The 24,523-nt window shown below is 64.2% G+C and carries 24 protein-coding genes and 1 tRNA gene; 12 read left to right on the top strand and 13 right to left on the bottom strand.

Features of this window, described 5'->3' with window-relative positions:
• The coding region (locus H0485_RS21840) for an IS3 family transposase (protein ID WP_354002440.1) at nt 1-109 on the top strand (109 nt) is incomplete at its 5' end.
• Nucleotides 110-283: 174 nt separating this feature from the next.
• Here H0485_RS21840 and H0485_RS06620 read toward each other — a convergent pair.
• Together H0485_RS06620 and H0485_RS06615 are read right to left on the bottom strand one after the other, a co-directional pair.
• Nucleotides 284-359: transfer RNA gene (locus H0485_RS06620), tRNA-Ala, on the bottom strand.
• A gap of 133 nt (nt 360-492) precedes the next feature.
• Nucleotides 493-825: a TIGR02300 family protein gene (locus tag H0485_RS06615; protein ID WP_226934571.1), complete on the bottom strand. Its 333-nt coding sequence runs from the start codon at nt 823-825 to the stop codon at nt 493-495.
• Nucleotides 826-991: 166 nt separating this feature from the next.
• Here H0485_RS06615 and H0485_RS06610 point away from each other — a divergent pair, with 166 nt between their 5' ends.
• The 3 genes from H0485_RS06610 (at nt 992) to H0485_RS06600 (ending at nt 3,733) form a co-directional block, all read left to right on the top strand.
• Complete coding sequence (locus H0485_RS06610; RefSeq protein ID WP_226934570.1) at nt 992-1,684, top strand: M48 family metallopeptidase; 693 nt, start codon at nt 992-994, stop codon at nt 1,682-1,684.
• Between the two features lie 32 nt (nt 1,685-1,716).
• On the top strand, nt 1,717-2,403 hold the full coding sequence (locus tag H0485_RS06605) for a GntR family transcriptional regulator (protein ID WP_226934569.1): 687 nt from the start codon (nt 1,717-1,719) through the stop codon (nt 2,401-2,403).
• 334 nt (nt 2,404-2,737) lie between these two features.
• Nucleotides 2,738-3,733: a LacI family DNA-binding transcriptional regulator gene (locus tag H0485_RS06600; protein ID WP_290427253.1), complete on the top strand. Its 996-nt coding sequence runs from the start codon at nt 2,738-2,740 to the stop codon at nt 3,731-3,733.
• Between the two features lie 137 nt (nt 3,734-3,870).
• On the opposite strand, the gene mtaB is transcribed toward H0485_RS06600, so the two are convergent.
• Both mtaB and dapF read right to left on the bottom strand, forming a co-directional pair.
• Nucleotides 3,871-5,136 carry a tRNA (N(6)-L-threonylcarbamoyladenosine(37)-C(2))-methylthiotransferase MtaB gene (gene mtaB / locus H0485_RS06595; protein WP_226934567.1) on the bottom strand — a complete coding sequence of 422 codons (1,266 nt, stop codon included), beginning with the start codon at nt 5,134-5,136 and terminating at the stop codon, nt 3,871-3,873.
• On the bottom strand, nt 5,133-5,975 hold the full coding sequence (dapF, locus tag H0485_RS06590) for a diaminopimelate epimerase (protein WP_226934566.1): 843 nt from the start codon (nt 5,973-5,975) through the stop codon (nt 5,133-5,135). The genes mtaB and dapF overlap by 4 nt, the downstream gene beginning before the upstream one ends.
• 141 nt (nt 5,976-6,116) lie before the next feature.
• On the opposite strand from dapF, the gene H0485_RS06585 reads away from it, so the two are divergent.
• Complete coding sequence (locus H0485_RS06585; protein WP_226934565.1) at nt 6,117-7,535, top strand: amidase; 1,419 nt, start codon at nt 6,117-6,119, stop codon at nt 7,533-7,535.
• Nucleotides 7,536-7,643: 108 nt separating this feature from the next.
• Here H0485_RS06585 and adh read toward each other — a convergent pair whose 3' ends face one another.
• Together adh and H0485_RS06575 are read right to left on the bottom strand one after the other, a co-directional pair.
• Nucleotides 7,644-9,161, bottom strand: a complete 1,518-nt coding sequence (gene adh, locus H0485_RS06580) for an aldehyde dehydrogenase (RefSeq protein WP_226934564.1) — start codon at nt 9,159-9,161, stop codon at nt 7,644-7,646.
• Nucleotides 9,162-9,347: 186 nt separating this feature from the next.
• The gene (locus tag H0485_RS06575; RefSeq protein WP_226934563.1) at nt 9,348-10,304 is read right to left on the bottom strand and encodes a helix-turn-helix domain-containing protein; all 957 of its coding nucleotides are present in this window, start codon (nt 10,302-10,304) and stop codon (nt 9,348-9,350) included.
• A 269-nt stretch (nt 10,305-10,573) separates the two neighbouring features.
• Between H0485_RS06575 and H0485_RS06570 the strand changes: the two genes are divergently transcribed.
• The 5 genes from H0485_RS06570 to modC all read left to right on the top strand — a co-directional run bounded on the left by H0485_RS06570 (nt 10,574) and on the right by modC (nt 14,526).
• Nucleotides 10,574-11,458 (top strand): bestrophin family protein, encoded by an 885-nt coding sequence (locus tag H0485_RS06570; RefSeq protein ID WP_226934562.1) that lies wholly within the window; start codon nt 10,574-10,576, stop codon nt 11,456-11,458.
• A gap of 51 nt (nt 11,459-11,509) precedes the next feature.
• The gene (locus tag H0485_RS06565) at nt 11,510-11,893 is read left to right on the top strand and encodes a winged helix-turn-helix domain-containing protein (RefSeq protein WP_226934561.1); all 384 of its coding nucleotides are present in this window, start codon (nt 11,510-11,512) and stop codon (nt 11,891-11,893) included.
• 63 nt (nt 11,894-11,956) lie between these two features.
• Nucleotides 11,957-12,724: a molybdate ABC transporter substrate-binding protein gene (modA, locus tag H0485_RS06560; protein ID WP_226934560.1), complete on the top strand. Its 768-nt coding sequence runs from the start codon at nt 11,957-11,959 to the stop codon at nt 12,722-12,724.
• Between the two features lie 33 nt (nt 12,725-12,757).
• Nucleotides 12,758-13,456, top strand: coding sequence for a molybdate ABC transporter permease subunit (modB, locus tag H0485_RS06555; RefSeq protein ID WP_226934559.1), 699 nt, complete (start codon nt 12,758-12,760; stop codon nt 13,454-13,456).
• Nucleotides 13,453-14,526 (top strand): molybdenum ABC transporter ATP-binding protein, encoded by a 1,074-nt coding sequence (gene modC, locus H0485_RS06550; RefSeq protein WP_226934558.1) that lies wholly within the window; start codon nt 13,453-13,455, stop codon nt 14,524-14,526. Before modB ends, modC begins: the two co-directional genes overlap by 4 nt.
• On the opposite strand, the gene H0485_RS06545 is transcribed toward modC, so the two are convergent.
• The 3 genes from H0485_RS06545 to clpS are packed head-to-tail and all read right to left on the bottom strand — an operon-like array spanning nt 14,523 to nt 16,743.
• Nucleotides 14,523-15,359 carry an SDR family NAD(P)-dependent oxidoreductase gene (locus H0485_RS06545; RefSeq protein ID WP_226934557.1) on the bottom strand — a complete coding sequence of 279 codons (837 nt, stop codon included), beginning with the start codon at nt 15,357-15,359 and terminating at the stop codon, nt 14,523-14,525. The two genes, modC and H0485_RS06545, sit on opposite strands and share 4 nt — an antisense overlap.
• An 18-nt stretch (nt 15,360-15,377) precedes the next feature.
• Nucleotides 15,378-16,376 carry a class I SAM-dependent methyltransferase gene (locus H0485_RS06540; protein WP_226934556.1) on the bottom strand — a complete coding sequence of 333 codons (999 nt, stop codon included), beginning with the start codon at nt 16,374-16,376 and terminating at the stop codon, nt 15,378-15,380.
• 34 nt (nt 16,377-16,410) lie between these two features.
• Nucleotides 16,411-16,743 (bottom strand): ATP-dependent Clp protease adapter ClpS, encoded by a 333-nt coding sequence (clpS, locus tag H0485_RS06535; RefSeq protein WP_255613397.1) that lies wholly within the window; start codon nt 16,741-16,743, stop codon nt 16,411-16,413.
• 171 nt (nt 16,744-16,914) lie between these two features.
• On the opposite strand from clpS, the gene H0485_RS06530 reads away from it, so the two are divergent.
• Entirely contained in the window at nt 16,915-17,607 is a 693-nt protein-coding gene (locus H0485_RS06530; RefSeq protein WP_226934555.1) for an HAD family hydrolase, read from the top strand.
• A 212-nt stretch (nt 17,608-17,819) separates the two neighbouring features.
• A complete protein-coding gene (locus H0485_RS06525) occupies nt 17,820-19,829 on the top strand; it encodes a serine hydrolase (protein ID WP_226934554.1) in 2,010 nt (669 codons plus the stop codon).
• Between the two features lie 69 nt (nt 19,830-19,898).
• Here H0485_RS06525 and ccoS read toward each other — a convergent pair whose 3' ends face one another.
• Genes ccoS through ccoG form a run of 4 tightly spaced genes read right to left on the bottom strand, consistent with a single transcriptional unit; the run spans nt 19,899 to nt 24,175 of the window.
• Nucleotides 19,899-20,060: a cbb3-type cytochrome oxidase assembly protein CcoS gene (gene ccoS, locus H0485_RS06520; RefSeq protein WP_226934553.1), complete on the bottom strand. Its 162-nt coding sequence runs from the start codon at nt 20,058-20,060 to the stop codon at nt 19,899-19,901.
• Between the two features lie 13 nt (nt 20,061-20,073).
• Complete coding sequence (locus H0485_RS06515) at nt 20,074-22,266, bottom strand: heavy metal translocating P-type ATPase (RefSeq protein ID WP_226934552.1); 2,193 nt, start codon at nt 22,264-22,266, stop codon at nt 20,074-20,076.
• Between the two features lie 3 nt (nt 22,267-22,269).
• A complete protein-coding gene (locus H0485_RS06510) occupies nt 22,270-22,740 on the bottom strand; it encodes a FixH family protein (protein WP_226934551.1) in 471 nt (156 codons plus the stop codon).
• 1 nt (nt 22,741) lies between these two features.
• Nucleotides 22,742-24,175 carry a cytochrome c oxidase accessory protein CcoG gene (gene ccoG, locus H0485_RS06505; protein WP_226934550.1) on the bottom strand — a complete coding sequence of 478 codons (1,434 nt, stop codon included), beginning with the start codon at nt 24,173-24,175 and terminating at the stop codon, nt 22,742-22,744.
• Between the last annotated feature and the right edge of the window lie 348 nt (nt 24,176-24,523).

Genomic DNA, 24,523 nt, shown 5'->3' with positions numbered 1-24,523 from the left:
CGATTACATCGAGATGTTCTACAATCCGAAGCGCAAGCATGTGAGGAACGGAATGCTGTCGCCTGCCGAGTTCGAGCGGAAGCAGATGATGAGACGCGAAGGTGTCTAAGAAACTCGGGGCTATTCAGTCCCATAGAAATCTCCCATCAAAAAAACGGAAGCGTCCTATTTGGCGCGACGAACTGTCAAGGAGCGTTTCGGATCGCGCTGTTCCCCCAGCCGCCCCCAAAAGCAAAAGCCCCGCCGTGAGGCATGGCTTTTTGCGACCTAAGTCTTTTTTAATTGGTGGAGCCAAGGAGGATCGAACTCCTGACCTCTTGAATGCCATTCAAGCGCTCTCCCAGCTGAGCTATGGCCCCACCGTCTGGTTCCCGCATCCTCATCTCTTCGTCTGCGGTGAGCCGGTATTTAGTCGGGGTATCGGGGGGGCGCAAGAGGAAAAATGCATCCCCCCAAATGTTTATCGGTTGCCCGGGGACAACCGGCTGAAAATCAGCTGTCGTCCTCGGTGCCGGCAACATCTGCCAGCTCGTCCAGCGAGACGTTATCGTCGCTGTCATCTTCCAGCAGATCATCATCCATCTCGTCATCGCCGGTTTCGGCGGTTTCGAGCAGATCATCATCGGCTTCGAGGTCTTCGACCAGCGAATCTTCTTTATTGGGCGACACGCGCGAGATTACGGCGGCGGCCAGCTTGCGGCGCGCCGATTCGATATCCACGACCTCACCGGTATAGGGGCTGACAACGGGGCTGCGGTTCATGTCGTAGAACCGTTTGCCGGTCGTCGGGCAGAGGCGCTTCGTGCCCCAATCTTCCTTGGGCATGGGTAATCCCTTCACTTTCGATATGATGACGGGCTTGTCGGAACGTCGCCCCTTGCCATAGGCAGGAGCGGCTGTCAAAGCCTTTTAGATAAGCTCCGAAATGCCGCCCGTCTGCGCTGAATTCAAGAGCGCGCGGCGGCATGAATGCCCTGGCAATGAGGAAAAGATGCCGCTTCTGCCCGGACCGCCCCCTGTCGAGGTTCAGCTGCGCCGTTCTGCCCGTGCCAGACGGTTTTCCCTGCGGGTGTCCCGGCTGGACGGCCAGGTCACGCTGACCCTGCCGCCCCGGGCAAAAGAGCGGGAAGCTCTGTCTTTCCTGCAGGACCAGGAGGGATGGCTGCGCGATGTTCTTGCCCGGATGCCCGATTCGCTTCCGTTGATGCTGCAGGCCGGGGCCGAGGTGCCGGTGCTGGGCCAGATGCTGCGGATCACGCCCGCTCAGCTGCGTGGCATCCGGGTTGAGGGCACAGATCTGCTGGTCGGGGGTGACCCCGGGCGGCTTGCCACCCGGATCGGGGCCTGGCTGAAGATCCTGGCGCGTGACCGCCTCGCCGATGCCTCAACCCGCTATGCCGATATGATTGGCCGCAATTATATCAAACTGGTGCTGCGCGACACGCGGTCGCGCTGGGGATCTTGCAGCCATGACGGCGTGCTGATGTATTCCTGGCGCCTCGCCATGGCCCCGATCGGGGTGCTGGAATATGTCGCTGCCCATGAGGTGGCGCATCTGGCACAGATGAACCATTCGCCCGCCTTCTGGGCCGTCGTCAGCCAGATCCGCCCCGGCTGGCAGGCCGAACGCGACTGGCTGAAACGCCAGGGCCAGCAATTGCACCGTTACCGCTTTGGCGACTGACCCCTCGCCAGGCCCATTGATCCGGTACCGCCATGACGCTTCCGCTCCCCCCCGCTCCCTCCTCCCCGCCGGCCGGCAGCCTGCGCCTGCCCGATGCCAATGCCGCGGCGCATGAGCGCCTCTACCGCACCCTGCGCCAACAGGTGATGCATGGCGAGCTTGCCCCCGGCCAGCCGCTGACCCTGCGCGGCCTTGGCAAGAAATTCGGCGTCTCAATGACCCCGGCGCGGGAGGCCGTGCGCCGCCTTGTCGCAGAAGGGGCGCTGAGCCTTTCCTCCTCGGGCCGGGTCGCCACGCCGGAACTTACCCCCGAACGAATCGAGGAGCTGGCCGCGATTCGCGCCATGCTTGAGCCGGAACTGGCCTCGCGCGCCCTGCCACGGGCGCATTTCGCGCTGATCGAACGGCTGGCGGCAATCAATGCCGCCAATGCCGATGCGGTGGCGCGTCAGGATGCCGTGGCCTATGTGCGGACCAATCTCGAATTTCACCGCACTCTCTATCTGCGCGCCCAGGCCCCGGCGATGCTGGCCATGTGCGAGACGGTCTGGCTGCAGCTTGGTCCCACCATGCGCGCGCTCTATGCCCGCCTGCGCCGCCGCGAGGCCCCGCCCTATCACCGGATGATCCTCGCCGCGCTGAAAGCCGGGGATGAGCCGGGGTTACGCCTGGCCGTGCGCACCGATGTCACCCAGGGGCTGCGCCATCTGGCCGGCTGAGATCAGCGCCCCTTCCGGACCGGGGTGCTGCCGGGGGGGGGGGGGGGGCGCCTGACCGTCCCCCGCAAAGCTGCGGGCCTGTCCACTGAACCTGCCTGAGAAAGGTCGGGGAGAGAGCAATCTGGCCCAAAGCTCTCCCCCCGCGATCACCGCGCCCCTCTGAGAGCTTGCCGGACGCAGGACTGCCGCAGATTAACCGATGTTAGCGATAACACAAGCCGGGCATTTAGCCTGTTCAAGCGAGGCCTTAGGCGCTAACAATCGGGAAAGCTGCCCTGCAACAGGTATCCCCGTGACCAGACCGCCCAGCACAGAACCCCACAGAGCCCTGACCCTGCGAGATGTCTCGGAAGTGTCAGGCGTCAGCGAGATGACGGTCAGCCGGGTTCTGCGCAACCGCGGCGATGTTTCTGAAGCCACCCGCACCCGCGTGCTGGAGGCCGCGAGACGCCTTGGCTACGTTCCGAATAAGATCGCCGGAGCCCTTGCAAGTCAAAGGGTTAACCTTGTCGGTGTGATTATCCCCTCGCTGTCGAATATGGTGTTTCCTGAGGTGCTGTCCGGCATTTCCGAGACCCTGGAAGACACCGGGTTGCAACCGGTGGTCGGGGTCTCAAACTACCAGGGCGACCGTGAGGAACAGGTCATCTATGAGATGCTGTCCTGGCGCCCCTCGGGTCTGATCATCGCCGGACTGGAACATTCCGAAGCCTCGCGCGCCATGCTGGCCCAGGCCGGGGTGCCGGTTGTCGAGATTATGGATATCGACGGCGAGCCGGTCGACAGCGCCGTGGGCATTTCGCACCGCCGGGCCGGGCGCAAAATGGCCGAGGCAATCGTCGCCGCAGGCTATCGCCGCATCGCCTTCCTCGGCACGCATATGCCGACCAATGACCACCGGGCCCGTAAGCGGCTCGAAGGGTTTGAGGAGGCCCTGGCGGGCTTTGGCCTTTCGGTGGTCGACCGCGAATTCTATTCCGGTGGCTCGGCCCTCGCCAAGGGCCGCGAGATGACTGAGACCATTCTGAAGCGCACGCCGGATATTGATTTTCTCTATTATTCCAACGACATGATCGGTGCAGGCGGATTGCTCTACTGCCTTGAGCAGGGGCTGGATGTCCCGGGCAAGATCGGGCTTGCAGGTTTCAACGGGGTTGAGCTGCTCGATGGCCTGCCGCGTCGCCTGGCAACGATGGATGCCTGCCGCCTGGAAACGGGGCGCGCCGCCGCCGAGATTATCGCCGGCAAGCGCGCAACCGGGGTGGTCGGGGGCGAAGTGGTTGAGTTTGAACCCAAACTGCAGCCCGGAGACACGATCCGCAAAGCCTGACCGGGGTCTGGAAACACAGCGAGGGGGCGCTGCCCCCCCCCGGACCCCCGGGATAGTTTCAGACAGATGAAAAGCGGCTCTCGCCTTCATCTTTTCCGCCGGCGGCAGTCACACCGGGTGCCGCCCGCGCGCCCCAGTCAGAACGGCAGAGCCGTCAGCTTGCCATCGCGCTGACCGGTGATCCGGGAGCGGATAATCTGCCCCTCGGGCTGATCGCTGTCGAAGACCACTTCGGTAAACTGCCCGGTCCGGCCATGACGTGGCCCTTCGGTCAGCACCTGATGTTCCGCCCCGAGCTGCGAGCCCAGATGCCGGGCCAGTGCCTGATCACCGATGCTGCGCAGCTGCGCCGCGCGTTCGCGGATCAGCGGGCCTTTCAGCTGCGGCATCCGCGCAGCAGGCGTGCCCTTGCGCGGGCTGAAGGGGAAGACATGCAGGAAGGTCAGACCGCAATCCTCGACCAGCTTCAGGCTGTTTTCGAACATCTCATCGGTCTCGGTCGGGAAACCGGCAATGATATCTGCCCCAAAAACGATATCCGGGCGCAGTTTGCGCGCCTCTTCGCAAAAGCGGATCGCGTCGTCGCGCAGATGGCGGCGCTTCATCCGCTTGAGGATCATATTATCCCCCGCCTGCAGCGACAGATGCAGATGCGGCATCAGACGCGGCTCGGAGGCAATAGCCAGCATCAGATTGTCATCGGCCTCAATCGAATCGATTGACGAGATCCGCAGGCGTGGCAAATCCGGCACCAGGCGCAGGATGCGCATCACCAGATCACCCAGACGTGGCTCGCCCGGCAGATCAGCCCCCCAGGAGGTCAGATCAACCCCGGTCAGCACCACCTCCAGAAACCCCTTATCGACCAGACGCCTGATCTGCTCGATCACCACCCCCGCCGGGACCGAGCGCGAATTGCCCCGGCCATAGGGGATAATGCAGAAGGTGCAGCGGTGATCGCAGCCATTCTGCACCTGAACATAGGCGCGGTGGCGGCCGAAACCGTCGATCAGATGACCGGCGGTCTCTTTCACCGACATGATGTCATTGACCTGGGTCTTCTCGGTCACGCCGATCAGATCGGGCGCGCGCAGGCTGTTCCAGGTCTCGGCCTGCATTTTTTCATGATTGCCGATGACCTTCGTGACCTCGGCCATGGCAGCAAAGGTCTCAGGCTCGGTCTGGGCCGCGCAGCCGGTCACGATCACCGGGGCGCCGGGATTTTCCCGCGCCAGCCGGCGGATCTCCTGCTTGGCCTTGCGCACCGCCTCGGCGGTCACTGCACAGGTATTGACCACCACCGCGCCCTCAACCCCGGCGGCCGCGGCAAGTTCTTTCATCGCCTCGGTTTCATAGGCATTGAGCCTGCAGCCCAGCGTAGCAAAGACCGGCGGCGCGCTCATGACAAAGCCCCGGTGAAAGCAGGTGACAGCAGGCCCTCAAACACATAGGCCACCGGACCCGCCATCCAGACCCCATCCTCGCGCCAGTCGATATCGAGCTGGCCACCATCAAGCTCGAGCCGGACCTGCCGCCCGGTCAGCCCGCGCAGATGCGCTGCCACCGCCGTGGCACAGGCGCCCGAGCCGCAGGCCAGGGTGATGCCGGTGCCGCGTTCCCAGACCCGCATCCGCAGATGGTCCGGGCCGATCACGCTGGCAAATTCCACATTGGTGCGCTGGGGGAACAAAGGATCATGTTCGATGCCCGGACCTCGGCCCGCAATATCCTCAGCCCCGGCATCGGCGACAAAGAACACGCAATGCGGATTGCCCATGCCCACCGCGACCGGATCGCCCGGCAAAGGCAGATGCTGCACATCCATTTCGCGCGCCAGCGGTACCGATTGCCAGTCCAGCTGCGGCGGCCCCATATTCACATTGACCCGGTCATCCTCCAGCCGCTCGGCCGCAAGCCGGCCACGCGCGGTCAGCAGCGTGACCGAGGTTTTGCCCAGATCACGCATCACATAATCCGAGACACAGCGGGTGGCATTGCCACAGGCCCCGGCGCGGGAGCCGTCAGAATTCCAGAAATCGAGAGTAAAGTCGGCCGCCTCAGCCGGACGGATCTCGGCCAGCTGATCGAAGCCGACACCACGATTGCGATCGCCGAGCGCCTTTGCCAGCGCAGGTGTTACTACCGCCGATCCGCGCTGCCGCGAGTCGATCACCACGAAATCATTGCCCGCGCCATGCATTTTCAGAAAGCGCAGACCCTCGGCAGCCAGATCTTTTTCCATAAAGCGCATATACGCCCGAAGACCTGCGCATTCCAGAGTGGATCACTGCAAGGCCGCCCTGCAGAACTGCGGCTTTTTCTTCCGCCAATGACCGGGTTGCTGATAGGGATTGCGGCAAAATGAGAAAGACCGGGAGTGATTATGGACCTGACCGCTGAAAGCGCGCTGAGCCTGAGCCGCAGGATTGCCGCGAAAGAGCTTAAGCCCTCGGAAGTGACCGCTGCCTTCCTCGACCGTATCGGACGGGTGAACGGGGAGGTGAATGCCATTGTCTCGCTGCGCGAACCCGATCAGATCATGGAGGAGGCCCGCGCGCTTGATGATCAGCCGGCCTCAGGCCCGCTGCATGGCCTGCCGCTGGCGGTGAAGGATCTGCTGCAGACCAGAGGCCTGCGCACCACCTTCGGCTCGCCGCTGTATAAGGATCACATCCCGGCGGCGGATGATTTCGTCGTGGCGCGGATGCGCGCCGCCGGAGCGCTGATCATCGGCAAGACCAACAGCCCCGAATGGGGTCATGGCAGCCATACTTTCAACCCGGTCTTCGGTGCGACACGAAACCCCTATGATCCCGGGCGCAGCGCAGGCGGATCCTCGGGCGGAGCGGCGGCGGCGCTGGCGGCGCGAATGGTGCCACTGGCCGATGGCTCGGATATGATGGGCAGCCTGCGCAACCCGGCTGCTTTTTGCAATGTTTACGGCCTGCGCCCCTCCTGGGGGCTGGTGCCAACCGATGTCGGCGAGGAGGTCTTCGTCAATACCATGGCGACCGAGGGGCCAATGGCGCGCAGCCCCGCAGATCTGGCGCTGCTCTTGCAGGTGATGGCCGGGCCCAATCCCGGCACGCCCTTTGGCCTGACGCCTGCGGATTACCAGGGCGCGGTCGCCGCAGCCCGCCCCGATCTGAAGGGCCGCCGCTTTGCCTGGGCGGGCGATCTGGCCGGGCATCTGGCGATGGAGCCGGGCATTCTCGACCTTTGCGAAGCCGGTCTGAAACAGCTCGGGGCCCTTGGCGCGGAAATCGTTCCCGTCACCCTGCCGGTCGCCCCCGACCGGATCTGGCAGGCCTGGATCACTTTGCGCAGCTGGCTGAACTATGGCGGCAAGGGCGCGGAAATGCGCAATCCGGCGCGCTGGCAGCAGCTGAAACCCGAAACCCGCTGGGAGATTGAGAGCGGCGCGAAGATCACCGGCGAGGAGATTTTTGCCGCCTCCAGACTGCGCTCGCTCTGGTATGCGCGGGCGCATGAGATGCTGGCCGAATTTGACGGCATCATCCTGCCCTCGGCCCAGGTCTGGCCTTTCCCGGTGGAAATGCGCCACCCGACTGAGATCGCCGGACGGCAGATGGATAGCTATCACCGCTGGATGGAGGTGGTGGTGCCCTTCTCGCTGATCGGTCTGCCCGCGCTGAACCTGCCGCTGGGCTTTGGCGCCAATGGTCTGCCGATGGGAATGCAGATTGCCACGCGGCACGGCAATGATGCCGATCTGCTGGCCATGGGCGAAGCCTGGCATCAGGCAACGCTCTGGCCACAGAAAAGCCCGCCCCCGCTCTGACACGCGGGCGCGGGCTCTCGGCCCCTGTGCATGGCAAATGCTGCGCAGGGGCCCCGGGGAGCAGGAAGGGAGCCGGGAGCGGACGCCGCCCCCCGGGGGAAGCTCAGATCAGAAGAAGCCGAGTTTCTTCGGATTATAGGAGACCAGCAGGTTCTTGGTTTCCTGATAATGCGCCAGCATCATCTTGTGGTTTTCCCGGCCGATGCCCGACTGCTTATAGCCGCCAAAGGCCGCGCCGGCCGGATAGAGATGGTAGCAGTTGGTCCAGACCCGGCCCGCCTCAATCGCACGCCCGGCGCGGTAAGCGGTATTGCCATTGCGCGACCAGACACCTGCCCCGAGGCCGAAGACCGTGTCATTGGCGATCTCGATGGCTTCATCCGGGGTTTTGAACGTGGTCACCGAAAGCACCGGCCCGAAGATCTCTTCCTGGAAGATCCGCATCTTATTGGTGCCTTCAAAGACGGTCGGCTGGATGTAGAAGCCTTTCGAAATATCACCGTCAAAGTGATTGGCCTTACCGCCGGTCAGCACTTTGGCGCCTTCTTTCGGGCCAAGCTCGAGATAAGACGAGATCTTGTCGAACTGCGCTTTCGAGGCCTGGGCGCCGATCATGGTATTGGCCTGACGCGGATCGCCGGCGACAATCGCCTCAACCCGCTTCAGGGCGCGTTCCATGAAGCGGTCATAGATCGATTCCTGGATCAGCGCCCGCGAGGGGCAGGTGCAGACCTCACCCTGGTTCAGCGCAAAAAGCGTAAAACCTTCCAGCGCCTTGTCGAAATAATCATCATCCTCATCCATCACATCGGCAAAGAAGATGTTCGGGCTTTTGCCGCCCAGTTCGAGGGTGATATTGGTCAGATTATCTGCCGCAGCGCGCATGATCGATTTGCCGACCGGGGTCGAGCCGGTAAAGGCGATCTTGGCGATGCGCGGGCTGGAGGCAAGCGCGGCACCGGCTTCGGCACCAAGGCCATTAACGATGTTCAGCACGCCCGGCGGCAGCAGGTCCTCGATGAAGGAGAGCAGGAACAGGATCGAGGCCGGGGTCTGCTCAGCCGGTTTCAGCACCACGCAATTGCCCGCGGCCAGCGCCGGAGCCAGTTTCCAGGCCGCCATCAGGATCGGGAAGTTCCAGGGAATGATCTGGCCGACCACGCCCAGGGGCTCATGGAAGTGATAGGCGACGGTATCATCATCGATCTGGCCGATCGAGCCTTCCTGAGCCCGGATCGCCCCGGCGAAATAGCGGAAATGGTCGATGCAGAGCGGGATATCTGCGGCCATGGTTTCGCGCAGCGGCTTGCCATTATCCCAGGTCTCGGCAATCGCGATGGCTTCGAGATTTTGCTCAATGCGATCGGCAATCCGGTTCAGGATGTTCGCGCGCTCGGCCGCCGAGGTCGCGCCCCATTTGCGCCGTGCAGCGTGAGCGGCGTCCAGCGCCAGCTCGATATCGGCGGCATCCGAACGCGGCACCTCGCAGATCACCGTTCCGGTAACCGGCGAGACATTCTCCATATACCGCCCCGATTTCGGCGCGACCCACTGGCCACCGATGAAATTGTCATAGCGCGTTTTGAACGGCGCGGCCTTCAGGCCAAATTCTTCATGCTTGGTCATGCTGTCCTCCACTGGCCACCCTCCCCGGCGGCAATGGCAACAGCCTGTCGGTGAAAAGGCTGCCGGTCATTCCCCTGGAGGCGGCCCGGCAGCGGGATCTGTCGCAGAACTGCGACAGGCCGGGCAAAAGATAGCGGGCCGGAGCCGCCCGCCCCCCGGATCAGGCCCCGGATCAGGCCCCCGGGGTCAGCTCTGGCGGCCGAGCTTGCGGTGCAAAGTGGCGCGGCTGATCCCCAGTGCCCGCGCCGCAGCCGAGACATTGCCGCCCGAGCGTGCCAGCGCCCGGGCCATCACCGCCCGCTCGCCATCCTCAACCCGCGAGTGGCTTGAAACGCCCAGCAGATCGGCGGCCGGCACCGGATTGGAGCCAAGATCCCCGCTCAGCCCCAGATGCAGACGCGCGCCCCGCGTGGCACCGATCACCAGCTCATCCGCATCGACCGCGAGAATCGCCCCCAGCCCCCGATCGAGGCCCGGCACCAGCACCATCCGGGCCTGGGGGTGGCAGGCGAAGAACAGATCCGCCTCAATCCGCCGCGCCGCCTCCTGTACCGAATGGCTCAGAAGCGCGGCAAAACCCTCGCCGATATCGCGGCGCACGGTTGAGACATCGAGCACCGCAATCATCTCGCCCCCCGCATCATAGACCGGGGCCGAGGCACAGGTCAGGGCGGTATTGGCGGTCAGGAAATGCTGCTCGCGGTGAATAAGCACCGCCCGCCCCTCGGCCAGGGCAGTACCGATGCCATTGGTGCCGACCGCCGCCTCGCTCCAGTCGCTGCCATCACTCAGCCCGGCGGCGGCGAAATCGCGATCCTCGGCGCTGTTGACCAGACGTTCGAACGGAATGCCCTCTTCACTGGCGAGGATCACACTCGCGCCGAAACCGCCCACGGCATGGAACAGTCGCTCCAGCGTCGGGCGGGCGGCGCGGCTGACCGGCTCAAGGCGTTCGCGCAGCTGCGAGACCTCGCTGCCCGAGAGCCGGCGCTCAAGCGGCGCGCGCGAGGGGGCCAGGCCATGCCGGGCCGAGCGCGCCCAGGAGGCGACGACCGAAGAGCGCGCCGCCTGCCCGCGTTCCAGCGCCCGAATGACCGAGGCCTCATGATCGCGCCCCCCACTGCTGTTCCCCGTAACTCGCATGGAATGACCCTCCCCGGACAATCCTCGCATGACCCTGCGGCAATTTCAGATTATGCGACCAAAACGCACAGCCCAAACGGCCGATATCGCTGTTTGTCAGACTATGGCCCAAATCCGCTGATTGTCTGCAGATGCTCAGGCAGGTCTCAGCCAAACTGCTGTATTGAAGTTACGCAGGTCCAGGTCTACCCGGCAAGGACAGACATCGTGCTTCGGGCGCAATCAGGCAGCCCCTGGCACCAAAGCCCGCTGAGCAAGGCCCGCAAAAGATGATTATCCGAGACCGCCCCGACACCTGGCAAATTCTGACCGCCGTGCGGGGCTCGGTGTTACCGCAGGTCACCCCCTCGATCCTGATTTTCACCCTGATCGCCTGCAGTGTTGTCGCCCTCGACCGGCTGACGCCGCTGGTGCCGCATCTCAACAGCGGCGCCTATACGGTGTTCGGGATCGGCCTGTCGCTCTTTCTCGGTTTCCGCAACAACGCGGCCTATGACCGCTGGTGGGAGGCGCGCAAGAACTGGGGCGGTCTGCTGGCCGATCTGCGCTCTTTCGCCCGTGAGGTGGAAGTTTTCGTCGATGACGAGGCACGGCGTAGGGAAATGCTCTCGCTCAGCCTCGACTTCCTGCATGCCCACCGCATGGCCCTGCGCAGGCTCCCCTTCCCGGACACCGGCTATGGCGCGGCCTTTGGCAGCTCAGCTGCCCCGGCCTGCGCGGCGCTGAATGCGGTTTCAGATGCTCTGGGCCGGGCGCGGCACGAAGCGAGCGTCGATGGTTTTGGCGCGATGCGGCTGGCCGAGCGGCTGGCCAGTATGAACCTGCATCAGGCGAATTGTGAGCGGATCGCCAACAGCCCGCTGCCTTTCGTCTATTCGCTGCTGGTCTACCGCACCAGCTGGCTTTACTGCCTGCTGCTGCCTTTGGCCCTGGTCCAGGATACCGGCTGGCTGACCCCGATTTTCAGCGCGGTGGTGGCCTATATGTTCCTCGGCCTCGCCGAGGTCACGGAAGAGCTGTCGCATCCTTTCGGCCGCAGCAAAAACGCGCTGCCGCTCGATTCGATCTGCCGCGCCGCCGAGATCAGCCTGGCGCCGCATATGAACATCCCCGCCCCCGAACCGCTGGCACCAAAAGGCCACTACCTCAGCTGAGGCAACAGGCCCCCCCTTGCCCGCAGCCCCATGGCGCAGGAGACTGCAGAGATGAAACGCTTTTTTCTGCGCCTTTATTTCGATGATGCCATGCTTGGCCCCGGCAAGGCAGAGCTGATGGAACATATCCGCGCGACCGGCTCTATCTCAGCCGCCGGGCGCGCGATGGGTATGAGCTATAAGCGCGCCTGGCTGCTGGTCGAAGAGCTGAACGCCGCCTTTACCGGCCCGCTGATCAGCTCGGCCCGGGGCGGAGCGGGCGGCGGTGGGACGGGGCTTACGCCTCTGGGCGAGGAAGTGCTGAGCCTGTTTCGCAGCATCGAGGCCGAGGCCCAGGCGGCGGCCACTGCCGGAATTGACCGGCTCGAGGCCCTGCTGCGCCCGGTGGCACCCGCAGCCTCAGAACCGCCAGACGATATGTCACACGGAAAATAACGCTTGCTGAGAGCTGTGCTTTCACCGTTATATCCATCAGAACATATCAGAAGGGATCCCCCCATGGCCGTGTCAGCCCGCCCGTTCGTTCTTGCCAGCCTGTTTGCGCTGGCGCTGCCGCTGGCGGCCCAGGCCGAAGAGGTCGTGGTTTTCGCCGCCGCTTCGCTGAAAACCGCCCTCGATCAGGTTGCCTCCGGATTTGAGGCTGAAACCGGCCATACGGTCACCCTCGCCTATGCCGGCTCCAATGCTCTGGCCAAACAGATCATCGAGGGCGCTCCGGCGGATATCTTCCTCTCCGCCGCGGTGAACTGGATGGATGAGGTTGAGAAGGCCGATGCTATGGTGCCGGAAACCCGCCTTGATCTGCTCGGCAACAGTCTCGTGCTGATCGCACATGGCAAAGCAGCCGCCCCGGTCGAAATCACCGCAGATTTTGACCTGCCAGCGCTGCTGGCGGGCGGCAAACTGGCCATGGCGCTGGTCGATTCGGTCCCGGCCGGCCAATATGGCAAAGCCGCGCTGGAGCATCTCGGTCTCTGGCAGGCAACCGAGCCTTCGGTGGCCCAGGCCGATAACGTCCGCGCCGCCCTGTCGCTGGTGGCGCTTGGCGAGGCGCCTTATGGCATCGTCTATGCCACCGATGCCGTGGCCGAGGATAATGTCACGGTGGTCGGCACTTTCCCCGCCGACAGCCATAGGCCGATCACCTATCCCGCCGCTTTACTGACCGGCGCCGCCGATCCTGCCGATAAAGCATTTTTTGAGGCGCTTTCCGGCGAGGCTGCCGGTAAGATCTTCGCAGCTGAGGGCTTTACCCTGCTCAACTGAGCCGGGAAAGGCGGCAAGAAAGGCCCGGGACAGGTGACAGACTGGCTTTCCGCCGATGAATGGGCAGCGGTGTTTCTGTCGCTGAAAGTCTCGCTCTGGGCGGTGCTGGTGAGCCTGCCCTTCGGCCTGCTCACCGCCCATGCCCTGGCACGCTGGCGCTTTCCGGGGCGCCAGCTGCTGAACGGGCTGGTGCATCTGCCACTGATCCTGCCGCCGGTGGTCACCGGCTATCTGCTGCTGCTGAGCTTCGGACGCAAAGGCATGATCGGTCAGCTGCTGGACCAGTGGTTCGGCATCGTGCTGGCCTTTCGCTGGACCGGGGCAGTGCTGGCGGCAGCGATCATGGCCTTCCCGCTGATGGTGCGCGCCATGCGCCTCGCGATTGAGGCGGTGGACCCGAAGCTCGAACAGGCCAGTGCCACGCTTGGGGCCTCGCGCTTCTGGGTCTGGCTGACCGTAACCCTGCCGCTGATCCTGCCCGGTGTGATCGCCGGGGCCATTCTCGCCTTTGCCAAGGCAATGGGAGAATTCGGCGCGACGATCACCTTCGTCTCAAACATCCCGGGTCAGACCCGCACCCTGCCCTCGGCCATATATTCCTTCCTGCAGGTGCCAAGCGGCGAGACCGGCGCGGCCCGGCTGGTCTGGGTGGCGATCATCATCGCCATGCTGGCGCTGTTGCTGTCGGAATGGGTCTCGCGCCGGGTGGCGGCAAGGATTTCCGGCCAATGACCCTCGATGTCCAGCTGCGTCACCGCTTTGGCGCCTTCAGCCTCGATCTTGCTTTCACCGCCCCACCCGGGGTGACTGCCCTGTTCGGGCGGTCGGGGGCAGGAAAAACCACGGTGGTGAATGCAGTGGCCGGGCTGATGCGGCCCGACGAGGGGCAGATCAGCCTCAATGGCCAGATGCTGTTAAACACCCGCGCCGGGCAGTTTACCCCGCCCCATCGCCGCCGCATCGGCTATGTGTTTCAGGAGCCAAGGCTTTTCCCGCATCTGAGCGTGAAGCAAAATCTGCTTTACGGCCGCTGGTTCGCACGGCGCCGCAGCCCTGCCCCTGCCGCCGATTTCGGCCGGGTGGTCGAACTGCTGGGGATTGCCGCGCTGCTGGAGCGTCGCCCCATGGCGCTTTCGGGGGGCGAAAAAAGCCGGGTGGCGCTTGGCCGGGCCATCCTCTCCGCACCGCAGATGCTGTTGATGGATGAGCCGCTCGCCGCCCTGGATGAAGAGCGCAAGGCCGGGATCCTGCCCTATCTGGCACGGCTGCGGGATGAATTCAGCCTGCCCATTCTTTACGTCAGCCATTCCGCCACCGAACTGGCCCAGCTTGCCACCACGGTGGTGCTGATCGGGGCCGGACGGGTGATTGCCTCCGGCCCGACCGCCGAAGTGCTGACCGCCCCGGCCACTGCCACCGGCTTTGGCCTTTCTGAAACCGCCGCGCTGATCGGGGTAACGGTCGAGGCCAGGGAAGCGGACGGGCTGACCCGCCTGCGCTCGGCGGCAGGGCCGCTCTGGCTGCCAGGGGTTGAGGCCGGCCCGGGCAGCGTGCTGCAGCTGCGCATTCTGGCCCGCGATGTGATGCTGGCGCGCAGCAGGCCCGAGGGGATTTCTGCCCTCAATATCCTGCCGGTCACGGTGATCGATCTGACCGGGGCAGGGGATGAGGTGCTGGTGCGAATGCGCCTTGGGGGCGAGGTGCTGCTGGCGCGCATCACCCCGCGCTCGGCCCGGGCGCTGCAGCTCTCTCCCGGCGCGCCGCTTTATGCGGTGGTGAAGGCCGTTTCGCTCGCTCCTTAGAAAGCCGGGGCCGAGACCGCATCCAGCAAGCCGCGCCCGCCATCCACCACGATGACCTGGCCGGTGACAAAGCGCGAAGCCTCCGAGGCCAGATACTGGATCGTTTCGGCCAGCTCATCCGGCGCCGCAATCCGGCCGAGGGGCGTGCCGTTTTCAATCCGGCGCCGCAGGTCGGGCTGATCTTTCAGCGCATTTTGCAGGCTCGCACTCATCACCGAGCCGATCGAGACCGCATTCACCCGGATCCCTTTCGAGGCGAGCGTCACCGCCAGCGTGCGCGTCATCTGCTCAACCGCGGCCGAAGCCATGGAATAGGCCAGCAATTCGGGCTGCACCCGCACCGCCGCCACCGATGAGAAATTGATGATCGAGCCGATACAGGCCTCGGGTCCGGCCCCATGCGCGGCCGTGTCGCGCGGTTCGGCCCCGGCGGCGCGCTGGATCATCCGTTTTGCCACCAGCTGGCTGAGGCGCAGCGTCGAGAGCACATTCTGCTGCCAGAGCGCCTCGACCTGATCGCTTTCGGGATCAAGCGCATCCGAGATCAGGCAGCGTCGGTTGGCATTGACCAGAATATCAATCTGATCAAAGGCGTCGACAGTGGCTGAGACCAGATTCACCAGGCTCAGCTTCTTATTCAGATCCCCGGCAAAGAGCCGCGCCGGCCCTTCGGACCAGGCCCCTTCCCCCATTTCGGCCTCAAGACGGGCCTCATCGCTGTCAGCCAGCATGACATTCGCGCCCTTGTCGAGCAGATGCCGGGCCACAGCCAGGCCGAGGCCACTGGAGGCCCCGGTGACAATCGCGGTTTTACCTGTAACGGAAAAGCTCATCCTGATCCCGGCTGTGCTCTAGCGGCCCTTAGCGGGCACGCGGCGTGGCTTGATAGCGCGTATCACACGGAACGCACTGGTCTGGGTAACGGTTTCATAGCTCTGGAAAGCCTCCGTCAGCGCCTCATCATAGGGCAGATGACGGTTGGCAACCATCCAGAGCACCCCGTCCGGGGCCATGATTTTGCGCGCCGCCCGGATGAAACCGATGCCAAGCGCCGGATCCGCCGAACGCCCGGTGTGGAAAGGCGGGTTCATCACCACAGTCTCGACAAGGCTCTCAGGCCTGAAGCTCAGCGCATCCGCATGATGAAAGCGCAGCCGCTCATCGCTGAGATTGGCACGGGCACAGTCCAGCGCCAGCGCCTCGGCCTCGACCAGATCGAGCCGTTTCACCCCCTCACGCTGCAGGACAGCGCGCGAAAGATAACCCCAGCCTGCGCCGAGATCGGCCACTTTCGGGCCGAGCTTTTCCGGCAGCACGCTGAGCAGAAGCTCCGAGCCCGGATCCGGCCCATCGGCCGAGAACACGCCCGGGCAGGTCACAAAACCATCGCCGACCGGGCGCTGTTTCAGGCTCCAGCCTGCCGGAAGGGCATCGGGACGGGCCGCGAAAGCAAAGATCTTGCCATGCGCTTTCGACAGAATCTCTGAGAGTGTCCCCAGCGGACGCAGCTCTTTGATCAGCGATTCGACGCCATCGGTCTTGGCGCCGTCGATCAGCAGCGCCCCTTGCGGCACCAGTGCAATCGCCTCAGCGATCAGCGCCCGGGCATGATCACGGCCACGCGGCAGGCAGATCAGCGCCCCGGCATAGCCTGGCTCGGGCGTCACCGCATAGCCGCGTGCGGCGAAATGCTCGATATCCGGGCGAAAGCCGGTCAGCACCACCACCCGCTCACGCGGCAGTGCAGAAAGATCATCCCCGGCGACAGGGCGGAAGACGGCAATCTTTCCCTCTGCAGAAAGCGGCCAGATCCCCGAATCGAGGGCGAGTTCAAGTCTTGCGGAACGCATTATCAGCCTTTTTGACGGAACCGGACCAGAGGCCCTATTCCTTTTCCATCGTGCATTGCAGCGGGTGCTGATGCCGCCGCGCGAAATCCATCACCTGCGCGACCTTGGTCTCGGCCACCTCGGCCGAGAACACCCCGACCACGGCAAGGCCCTTTTTATGCACAGCGAGCATAATATCGAAAGCCTGGGCGTGATTCATGCCGAAGAAGCGCTCAAGAATGTGCACGACGAATTCCATCGGCGTGTAGTCATCATTCAGCAGCATCACCTTATACATCGGCGGACGCTGGGTTTTGGGCTTAGGCTTGGTCAGCAGCGACGTCTCATCCGCCGGCCCGCCACCGGGAGTATCCCCCTGGTCAGACAGAATATGCGGAAAATACGTCACGCCAGCTCTCCGGTGTCGTCAGGACTGGGGCAGAAGGATTCGCTCCGCCCCGCAGATAGGATGAATATAATAGATTTTCTCTTAACGAAAAGAGGTCTGCATTGCCCCGGCCGTCACAACAGGGCATCAGCCCCGCTGCAGGAGGCTGTGATGATCACCACGCTTGGTTTTGATGCCGATGATACGCTCTGGCAAAATGAGGCTTTCTTTCGCCTGACCCAGGAGCATTTCACCGCCCTGCTGCGCGACTACAGCGCCCCCGAGGCGCTTGGCGCGCGCCTGCTGGCCGCCGAGCGGCGCAATATCGGGGCCTATGGTTTCGGGGTGAAGGGCTTTACCCTGTCGATGATCGAAACCGCGATCGAGGTGACCGGGGGCCGCGTCCCGGCCAGTGTCATCTCTGAGATCCTCGGCGCAGGGCGCGCCATGCTCGATCACCCGGTCGATCTTCTGCCCCATGCCCGCGCGGTGGTTGAGAGCCTGTCGCGCGACTACCGGCTGATCCTGATCACCAAAGGCGATCTGCTGCATCAGGAGCGCAAACTGGCGCAGTCAGGCCTCGGGGACTGGTTTGATGCCGTGGAAATCGTCTCCGAGAAGACACCCCAGGTCTATGAGCGGATTTTCGCCCGGCATGGCGACGGGGCCGGGCGCGCGCTGATGACCGGAAACTCTATGAAATCCGATGTTATCGCGCCTCTGGCCGCCGGTGCCCGGGCTGTCCATATCCCGCAGGGGCCCGAATGGGAGCTGGAATCCGCCGAGGCACCACAAGGGAATCCGCGCTATCACAGCCTTACCGACCTTTCCGCTCTGCCAGGGCTGCTGGAAAGGCTGCGCTGAGCGCCCCTGGAAATAGCGCAAAACCCTTGATTCCGCCCTGGATATGGCATGGCAATCCTCTTGTGCTGCATGCCTGCCACAAGGCGAAGAATGGTGAAAAACCCTTTGAAACTTCCGGGTTTTCTGCTGCAATGCACTGTGCTAGCGTGATTATCAGGCAGAAATGAGACCCGCAAAAATTCTGGGTCCGAACAGGCAAAAGGAACGGCGACGTGGCTTCGCTTGTTGGGCGGTTCATCCGCAGTATTCTAGTATGCACAGCGCTTTTTGCGCTGGTTTCCCCGTCGCCCTCGGAGGCAGCCCCCTATGCTGCCATCGTGATGGATGCCCGAACCGGCGAGGAGCTCTGGTCCCAGAATGCTGATGCGCGGCTGCATCCGGCCTCGCTCACCAAAATGATGACGCTCTACATCACCTTTCAGGAGCTGCAATCGGGGCGGATGACGCTGGATACCGAGGTGGTGGTCAGCAAAAACGCCGCGGCCCAGCCGCCCTCGCGCCTCGGGCTGAAACCCGGCCAGCGCATCAAGGTGCGCTATCTGATCCGCGCCGCCGCGATTAAATCCGCCAATGATGCCGCTTCTGCCCTCGGCGATCATATCGGTGGCTCGGAAGCCGCTTTTGCCGAACGCATGACCCGGACCGCCCGCGCCCTCGGCATGCGCAATACCACCTTTAAGAATGCCAACGGCCTGACCGCTGCCGGGCACCTGTCCTCGGCCCGCGATATGAACCTGCTGGGCCGGCATCTGTTCTACGATTTCCCGCAATTCTATAACATTTTCTCGCGCCGCACCGCTGATGCAGGCATGGCCAAGGTCACCAATACCAACAGCCGTTTCCTTGATGGCTATGAAGGCGCAGATGGTATCAAAACCGGCTATACCGTCGCGGCCGGTTTTAACCTTACCGCCTCGGCCAGGCGCGGCGATAAACGCCTGATCGCCACGGTTTTCGGCGGCACGTCGACCGCGCAGCGCAATGGCAAGATGGTTGAGGTGATGAACAAAGGCTTTGGCCTGGCCCGCGAGCGGGTGCGTGAAAAGCCGCCTGCCGCCGCGCCGATCCCCGAAAAATCCGCACCGATCCCGCGCTCGGATATTGAGGCGCTGGTGGCCGAAGCCGCCGCGACCGAAATCCCGGCTGCCGCAAAAACCATCCGGGTCTCGGGTGAGGTGACCAGCTCGCCGCGGCCGCGCTCGCGTCCGGCCGCCGCCCCGGCAGAGGCGGTGATGCTCGCCGAGGCCGTGCCTGTGGTGCCCGATGCCCTCTCGGCTGCGATTGCCGAGGGCGTCGAATCCGCTCTGGCAGAAGCCGTGGCCGAGCCGCCGCCCGCGAATAGCTTTGAGGCTCAGGCCCTGGCGCTGAGCGCCCCCCCGGCTGCGCCGCGTGACGAGCCGGCAGCGCCCGAAGCCGCGCCGGAAGCGGTGACCGAAGCCATGCTGGCAGAGGCCCCGCCCGCCGACAGTCTTGAAGCCCAGGCCCAGGCTCTGGCTGGCGCATCAGGCGACAGCGCGCCGCCTCCCGCCCCGGGCAGCCTTGAGGCGCAGGCCCTCGCTCTGGCCTCAGGCGAAAGCACCGGGGCGGAAGCACGCCCCAGCGCGGATGCCTCGCTTGCCACGCTGCGCCCGCGCGCCCGCCCTGACCTGCCAGCAATCGCCGAAACGCCGGCGCCAGTGCAGGAAGAGGTACAGCTGGCCGCTGTTGATCCCGAGCCGGTTCTGGAAATGGTTGCAGCTGCCAGCGCTGAGCCGGTGGCCCCGGCCGGACTTGCCCTTGCCCCGGTGCCTGCCGCCGCAGAAACCCTGACCGCAGCTGCAAGCGAAGCCCCGGTCGAAAGGGTCGCCGCGGCCACGATTGCGCCGGAACTGGCCGAGCCGGTGGCTCCCGCCCGCAAAGCCCCGATCTTTGATTCGGTTGAGCTGGCCTCGGCCAGTGAGCCAGCCGGGGAAGAGCTGGTTGTCGTCTCAAAATCCACCGCCGGGGGCCGCGCCTGGGGGGTTTCGGTCGGCGCCTATTCCTCGCATTACGAGGCCGAGCGTGCCCTGCTGAAGACCGGTCTGGCCGAAAGCGCCACCCTTGATCAGGGCCTGCGCAAAGTCACCCAAAGCAAGGGCAAGTACCGGGCTTCCTTCCTTGGCCTGACCGAAGAACAGGCCGGGCTGGCCTGCCGCCGCCTGCGGGCGCGGGGCATGGCCTGCGAAGCCAACGGCCCGGCATAATCCCTTGAGAAACAAACAAACGGCCTGCAGATCAGCTCTGCAGGCCGTTTTTCTTTGTGTCACAGGCTCTCAGTCCTGACGCGGCCGGTCATCCCATTCGCGGGTCAGGATACGGCTGGCATCGCCCTCCGGATCCTCATATTGCCGCGATTTCATGGTCCAGAGGAATGCCACAAGCCCAATCCCGCCCATGAAAAGCGACACCGGTATCAATATGCCAAGGATCGCCATCGCACCCCCTCCCCTATTTCAGCCGCAGCGCATTCAGCGAGACGGTCACTGAAGACAAAGACATCGCCAGGGCCGCCGCCAGCGGCGTTGCCAGTCCGAACAGCGCCAGCGGCACGGCAATGATATTATAGAGCGCCGAGATGCGGAAGTTCTCGACAATCCGGCGCGAGGACTGGCGCGAGATCCGCAAAGCATCGGCAACCGGCGACAGATCCTGGCCGAGCAGCACAATATCTGAGGCGCTGCGCGCCGCATCCAGCGCCGAGGCGGGCGAGATCGAGACCTGCGCCGCTGCCAGGGCCGCCGTGTCATTCAGCCCGTCACCCACCATCAGCACCTGCGCGCCTGCCGCTTTCAGCGCCTCGATCCGCGCCGATTTTTCAGCCGGCAGCACCGCCGCAGCCCAGTCGGTAATCTGCAGCCTGGCAGCCAGCGCCTCGACCGCAACCGGCGTATCACCAGACAGAAGCACAACCTGCCTGCCATCGGCTTTCAGCGCCGCAACCAGCGCCTCGGCACCGGGGCGCAGCGCATCTGCGAAGGTAAAGCAGAACGGCGCCGCCTCGCCGATCGCCAGCCAGGTCGCGGTCTGCGCCCCCGGCTCGGCGCCACACCAGGCGGCACGGCCAAGCCGCAGCCGCTGGCCCTGCCACATGCCCTCGATGCCATAGCCCGGCACCTCGCGAACATGGCTGAGCGGCGCCGGGCTGAGCCCGCGCGCCCGGGCCTGCTGCGCCAGGGCCATGGCCAGCGGATGCGATGAGCCGCTGGCCAGGGCGAAGGCAATTTCCTGGGCCTGCAGGGGCTGGCTGTCGAAATCCAGGGCTTCGGGTCGGCCCATGGTCAGGGTGCCGGTTTTGTCGAAAACCACGGTATCGACCGTCGCCAGCCGCTCAAGCGCGGTACCGTCCTTGATCAGCAGGCCCTTACGAAACAGCCTGCCGCTGGCCGAGGTCAGCACCGCCGGCACCGCAAGGCCAAGCGCGCAGGGGCAGGTGATGATCAGCACCGCCGCCATGATATTGACCGAGAGCCGCAGATCGCCGCCGCTCCAGATCAGCCAGCCGGTAAAGGCGGCCGCTGCCAGCACATGAACGATTGAGCTATAGGCATGGGCCGCGCGTTCGGCGAGCGAGGTGTAGCGCGTCTTCGCCGCCTCGGCCACGGCGACCAGATCGGCCATACGGTGCAGGCTTGAATCCTTCCCCGCAGCGGTGACGCGCAGCGTCAGCGGCCCGGTCAGATTGACCTCTCCCGCCGAGACCATAGCGCCGGGCGCAACCGCAACCGGCAGGGTTTCCCCGGTCAGCAGACTGCGGTCCAGCTCCGAGGCGCCGGAGATCACCAGCCCGTCGACCGGCATCCGCCCGCCCGGCCGGACCAGCACCAGATCACCGGACTGAACCTCGGCAATCGGCCTGAGATGCTCGCCGCCCTGTTCCAGCACAATTGCCCGCGGCACTTCCAGCGCCGCCAGCTCCTGCGCTGCCGAACGCGCCAGAGCACGCGAGCGGTGATCGAGATAGCGCCCCACCAGCAGGAAAAAGGTCAACATCACGGCCGCGTCGAAATAGGCATGCGGGCCGGATTGCAGGGTCTCAAAGATCGAGATCGCACAGGCCAGGAGGATGGCGAGGCTGATCGGGAAATCCATCCCCAGCCGCCCCGCCTTCAGCGCGGCCCAGGCAGATATAAAAAACGGCTGGCTGGCAAATGCCACCGTGGGCAGCGCAATCGCCCCCGAGACCCAGTGAAACAGATCGCGGGTCGCGCCCTCGGCCCCGGACCAGACCGCGACCGAAAGCAGCATCACATTCATCATCGAGAAAAAGGCCACGCCCATCCGCATCAAGAGATCGCGGCCCTGACGGTCGGTCTCGGTGGCCGAGAGCAGGCCGGGATCCAGCTCATGCGCCTCATAGCCCGCGGTCTTCAGCACTGCGATCAGCGCCTCGGGCCGGATCTCTGGCCCGGCCTCAACCGAAACCCGCTTCAGCGTCAGATTGAGCCGCGCCGAGATCACCCCTTCCACCCGCTCCAGCGCCTTTTCGACGGTGCGGATACATTCAGCGCAATGGGCGGCGGGCAGAGACAGCATGATCCGCGCCTTTGGCGCCACCCGGGCCAGATCAGCCGCCGCCGGAGCGATCACACAGGCCGGGCAGGCCGAAACCGCTGGTGTCATTACGCTGCCGGCGAGGCTCATCTCTCACTCCTCCAGAATAAAGTCTTCGCGGCGCTCAAACAGGGTGCCGTCACTGGCTTCGGCCTGGATTTTCATCATCCATTCGCCCGGCGCGAGACTGAGGGCGGCCTCATAACCCGTGCCGTTCCAGATGAATTCGGGCTGCTGATCGGCGGTCGCAACCGTGGTGCGGCCGATCAGCACCGACAGGGCCGAGACCATGACCGGCGCGCCCCCGGAATCGGTAAAGGCGAGGCTGAAGCGGCCCGGAACATAATGCTGATCCACCGTCCAGCCGAGCGCCTCCTGGGCGGCGCGGCGCTGATCAAAATTCTGACTGGCAACATAGGAATTCTGCACATCAAGCCCCGGGAAAGTCGAAACCGCTTTCCAGGCCAGGGTCAGATTGACTGCGATGATCACCGCAAAGGCCGAGCCGACAATCGCCAGAACATGAATGCCCTTCAGCTCTCGTGTTTTTTGCGCCTCCGTCATTTCAGCCGCCTTTTCCGTTGAAGACCGTGTCTTTCGAAACCCGGCTGCCGCCCGCCGGGCCTGCTGTGGTGGCAGCACCCTCGATCCACAGCGTCAGATCCGAACGCGTGGCCCTGGCCAGAGCACTGCCCGCCGCCGCCGAAAGATAGAGCCGGATATGCGCGGTCTCATTGGCGGGCACCTCAACCTCAGGCAGATCCGCGCCCTCAATCGCCAGGCCATAGCCCGGCTCACCGACCGAGAAGGTAAAGCGACGCGGCTCGCCCTCCATATTGCGCAGACGGATGTCATAGGTGTTGCGGATCGTGCCATCCGAAAGCGTCACATAGGTCGGGTTGCGCACCGGGGTCACGCTGACATCAATATCCGAGCGCAGGAACAAAGCCACCACCAGCGCAATACCAACCCCGGCCCAAAGCGCCGTGTAAAGCAGCGTGCGCGGCCGCAGCACATGCCGCCAGGCCGGGATCGGCGCCTTACCCTCGCGCTCGCGGGTCTCGTCGGTGAGGGCCAGATAATCGATCAACCCGCGCGGCTTGCCGATTTTGCCCATAATATCATCGCAGGCATCAATACACAGGCCGCAGGTGATACAGGCCAGCTGCTGGCCGTCACGAATATCGATCCCCATCGGGCAGACATTGACGCAGGCCTTGCAATCGATGCAGTCGCCGGTGCCCTCTGCCCCGGCCTTGCCACGCGGCTCGCCCCGCCAGTCGCGATAGGCGATGGTGATGGTTTCCTCATCCATCATCGCCGCCTGAATGCGCGGCCAGGGGCAGGCGTAAATACAGATCTGCTCGCGCATGAAACCACCGAAGACGAAGGTGGTCAGCGTCAGGATCAGCATGGTGACCCAGGCCACCGGATGGGCCTCAAGCGCGAAGAGATCGCGCAGCAGGCCCGGAGCATCGGTGAAATAGAATATCCAGGCCCCGCCGGTTGCGAGGCCAATGCCGAGCCAGACCGTCCATTTGAGCGCGCGTTTGCGGATCTTTTCGCCGGTCCACCTGCTGCGCTGCAGCCGGATGCGCGCGTTGCGGTCGCCCTCAATCCAGCGCTCAACCAGGATGAAAAGATCGGTCCAGACCGTCTGCGGGCAGGCATAGCCGCACCAGACCCGGCCCATGGCCGAGGTGAACAGAAACAGCCCCAGCCCCGCCATGATCAGCAGGCCCGCCACGAAATAGAATTCATGCGGCCAGATCTCGATCATGAAGAAGAAGAAGCGACGACCGGCGATATCCACCAGCACCGCCTGATCGGGCAAAGCCGGGCCGCGATCCCAGCGGATCCAGGGGGTGATGTAATAGATCCCCAGTGTCAGGACCATGATCCACCATTTGGCGGTGCGGAACGGGCCCGAGACCTTTTTGGGGAAGACAGGCTCACGCGCCGCGTAAAGACCCGGCTGGCTGGCATCTGGAAGTGACACGTTCAGTCTCCGCAGGAAGCACTCTTGCACCGCTTTCGCAGAAAGGCCCGGCCCCGACTTTGACCCAGGTCAATTCTGATCTTACGGATATAGCTTTAGCCTGAGGCAGGCTGTCGCAGAGCAGCACATTCGCGCGCGCGCAGGCTTTCCGGTACGAATCAAACCCGGGCCGGGCAGAGCCCGTTTCCGCCATTTCCCGGGCTGGAAACCTGGGGCGAAGCAGGTTTTTTATCGCCGGAACGGCCATGCAAAGCCCTGATATCCTGCATTGACTCACGGCCGGAAAGATTTCTGAAGCAATTTAAACAGAAAGTGTTTTCGCGGGGTTGACCCTCCCCGCCGCGCGCC

It is taken from the genome of Pseudogemmobacter faecipullorum (assembly GCF_020539525.1).
Lineage (GTDB): Bacteria > Pseudomonadota > Alphaproteobacteria > Rhodobacterales > Rhodobacteraceae > Pseudogemmobacter > Pseudogemmobacter faecipullorum.
The sequence above is the reverse complement of the archived record's forward strand: the minus strand, read 5'-3'. Positions and strand labels throughout refer to the sequence as shown.

What these genes read in the sequence shown, in the direction of transcription:
- H0485_RS06615 (WP_226934571.1), bottom strand. Translation starts at nt 825, where the DNA reads ATGCCCAAGGAAGATTGGGGCACGAAGCGCCTCTGCCCGACGACCGGC.
- H0485_RS06545 (WP_226934557.1), bottom strand. Translation starts at nt 15,359, where the DNA reads ATGAGCTTTTCCGTTACAGGTAAAACCGCGATTGTCACCGGGGCCTCC.
- mtaB (WP_226934567.1), bottom strand. Translation starts at nt 5,136, where the DNA reads ATGAGCGCGCCGCCGGTCTTTGCTACGCTGGGCTGCAGGCTCAATGCC.
- H0485_RS06575 (WP_226934563.1), bottom strand. Translation starts at nt 10,304, where the DNA reads ATGCGAGTTACGGGGAACAGCAGTGGGGGGCGCGATCATGAGGCCTCG.
- dapF (WP_226934566.1), bottom strand. Translation starts at nt 5,975, where the DNA reads ATGGAAAAAGATCTGGCTGCCGAGGGTCTGCGCTTTCTGAAAATGCAT.
- H0485_RS06565 (WP_226934561.1), top strand. Translation starts at nt 11,510, where the DNA reads ATGAAACGCTTTTTTCTGCGCCTTTATTTCGATGATGCCATGCTTGGC.
- adh (WP_226934564.1), bottom strand. Translation starts at nt 9,161, where the DNA reads ATGACCAAGCATGAAGAATTTGGCCTGAAGGCCGCGCCGTTCAAAACG.
- ccoS (WP_226934553.1), bottom strand. Translation starts at nt 20,060, where the DNA reads ATGGCGATCCTTGGCATATTGATACCGGTGTCGCTTTTCATGGGCGGG.
- modC (WP_226934558.1), top strand. Translation starts at nt 13,453, where the DNA reads ATGACCCTCGATGTCCAGCTGCGTCACCGCTTTGGCGCCTTCAGCCTC.
- H0485_RS06605 (WP_226934569.1), top strand. Translation starts at nt 1,717, where the DNA reads ATGACGCTTCCGCTCCCCCCCGCTCCCTCCTCCCCGCCGGCCGGCAGC.
- H0485_RS06585 (WP_226934565.1), top strand. Translation starts at nt 6,117, where the DNA reads ATGGACCTGACCGCTGAAAGCGCGCTGAGCCTGAGCCGCAGGATTGCC.
- H0485_RS06510 (WP_226934551.1), bottom strand. Translation starts at nt 22,740, where the DNA reads ATGACGGAGGCGCAAAAAACACGAGAGCTGAAGGGCATTCATGTTCTG.
- modA (WP_226934560.1), top strand. Translation starts at nt 11,957, where the DNA reads ATGGCCGTGTCAGCCCGCCCGTTCGTTCTTGCCAGCCTGTTTGCGCTG.
- H0485_RS06610 (WP_226934570.1), top strand. Translation starts at nt 992, where the DNA reads ATGCCGCTTCTGCCCGGACCGCCCCCTGTCGAGGTTCAGCTGCGCCGT.
- H0485_RS06570 (WP_226934562.1), top strand. Translation starts at nt 10,574, where the DNA reads ATGATTATCCGAGACCGCCCCGACACCTGGCAAATTCTGACCGCCGTG.
- H0485_RS06540 (WP_226934556.1), bottom strand. Translation starts at nt 16,376, where the DNA reads ATGCGTTCCGCAAGACTTGAACTCGCCCTCGATTCGGGGATCTGGCCG.
- H0485_RS06530 (WP_226934555.1), top strand. Translation starts at nt 16,915, where the DNA reads ATGATCACCACGCTTGGTTTTGATGCCGATGATACGCTCTGGCAAAAT.
- H0485_RS06515 (WP_226934552.1), bottom strand. Translation starts at nt 22,266, where the DNA reads ATGAGCCTCGCCGGCAGCGTAATGACACCAGCGGTTTCGGCCTGCCCG.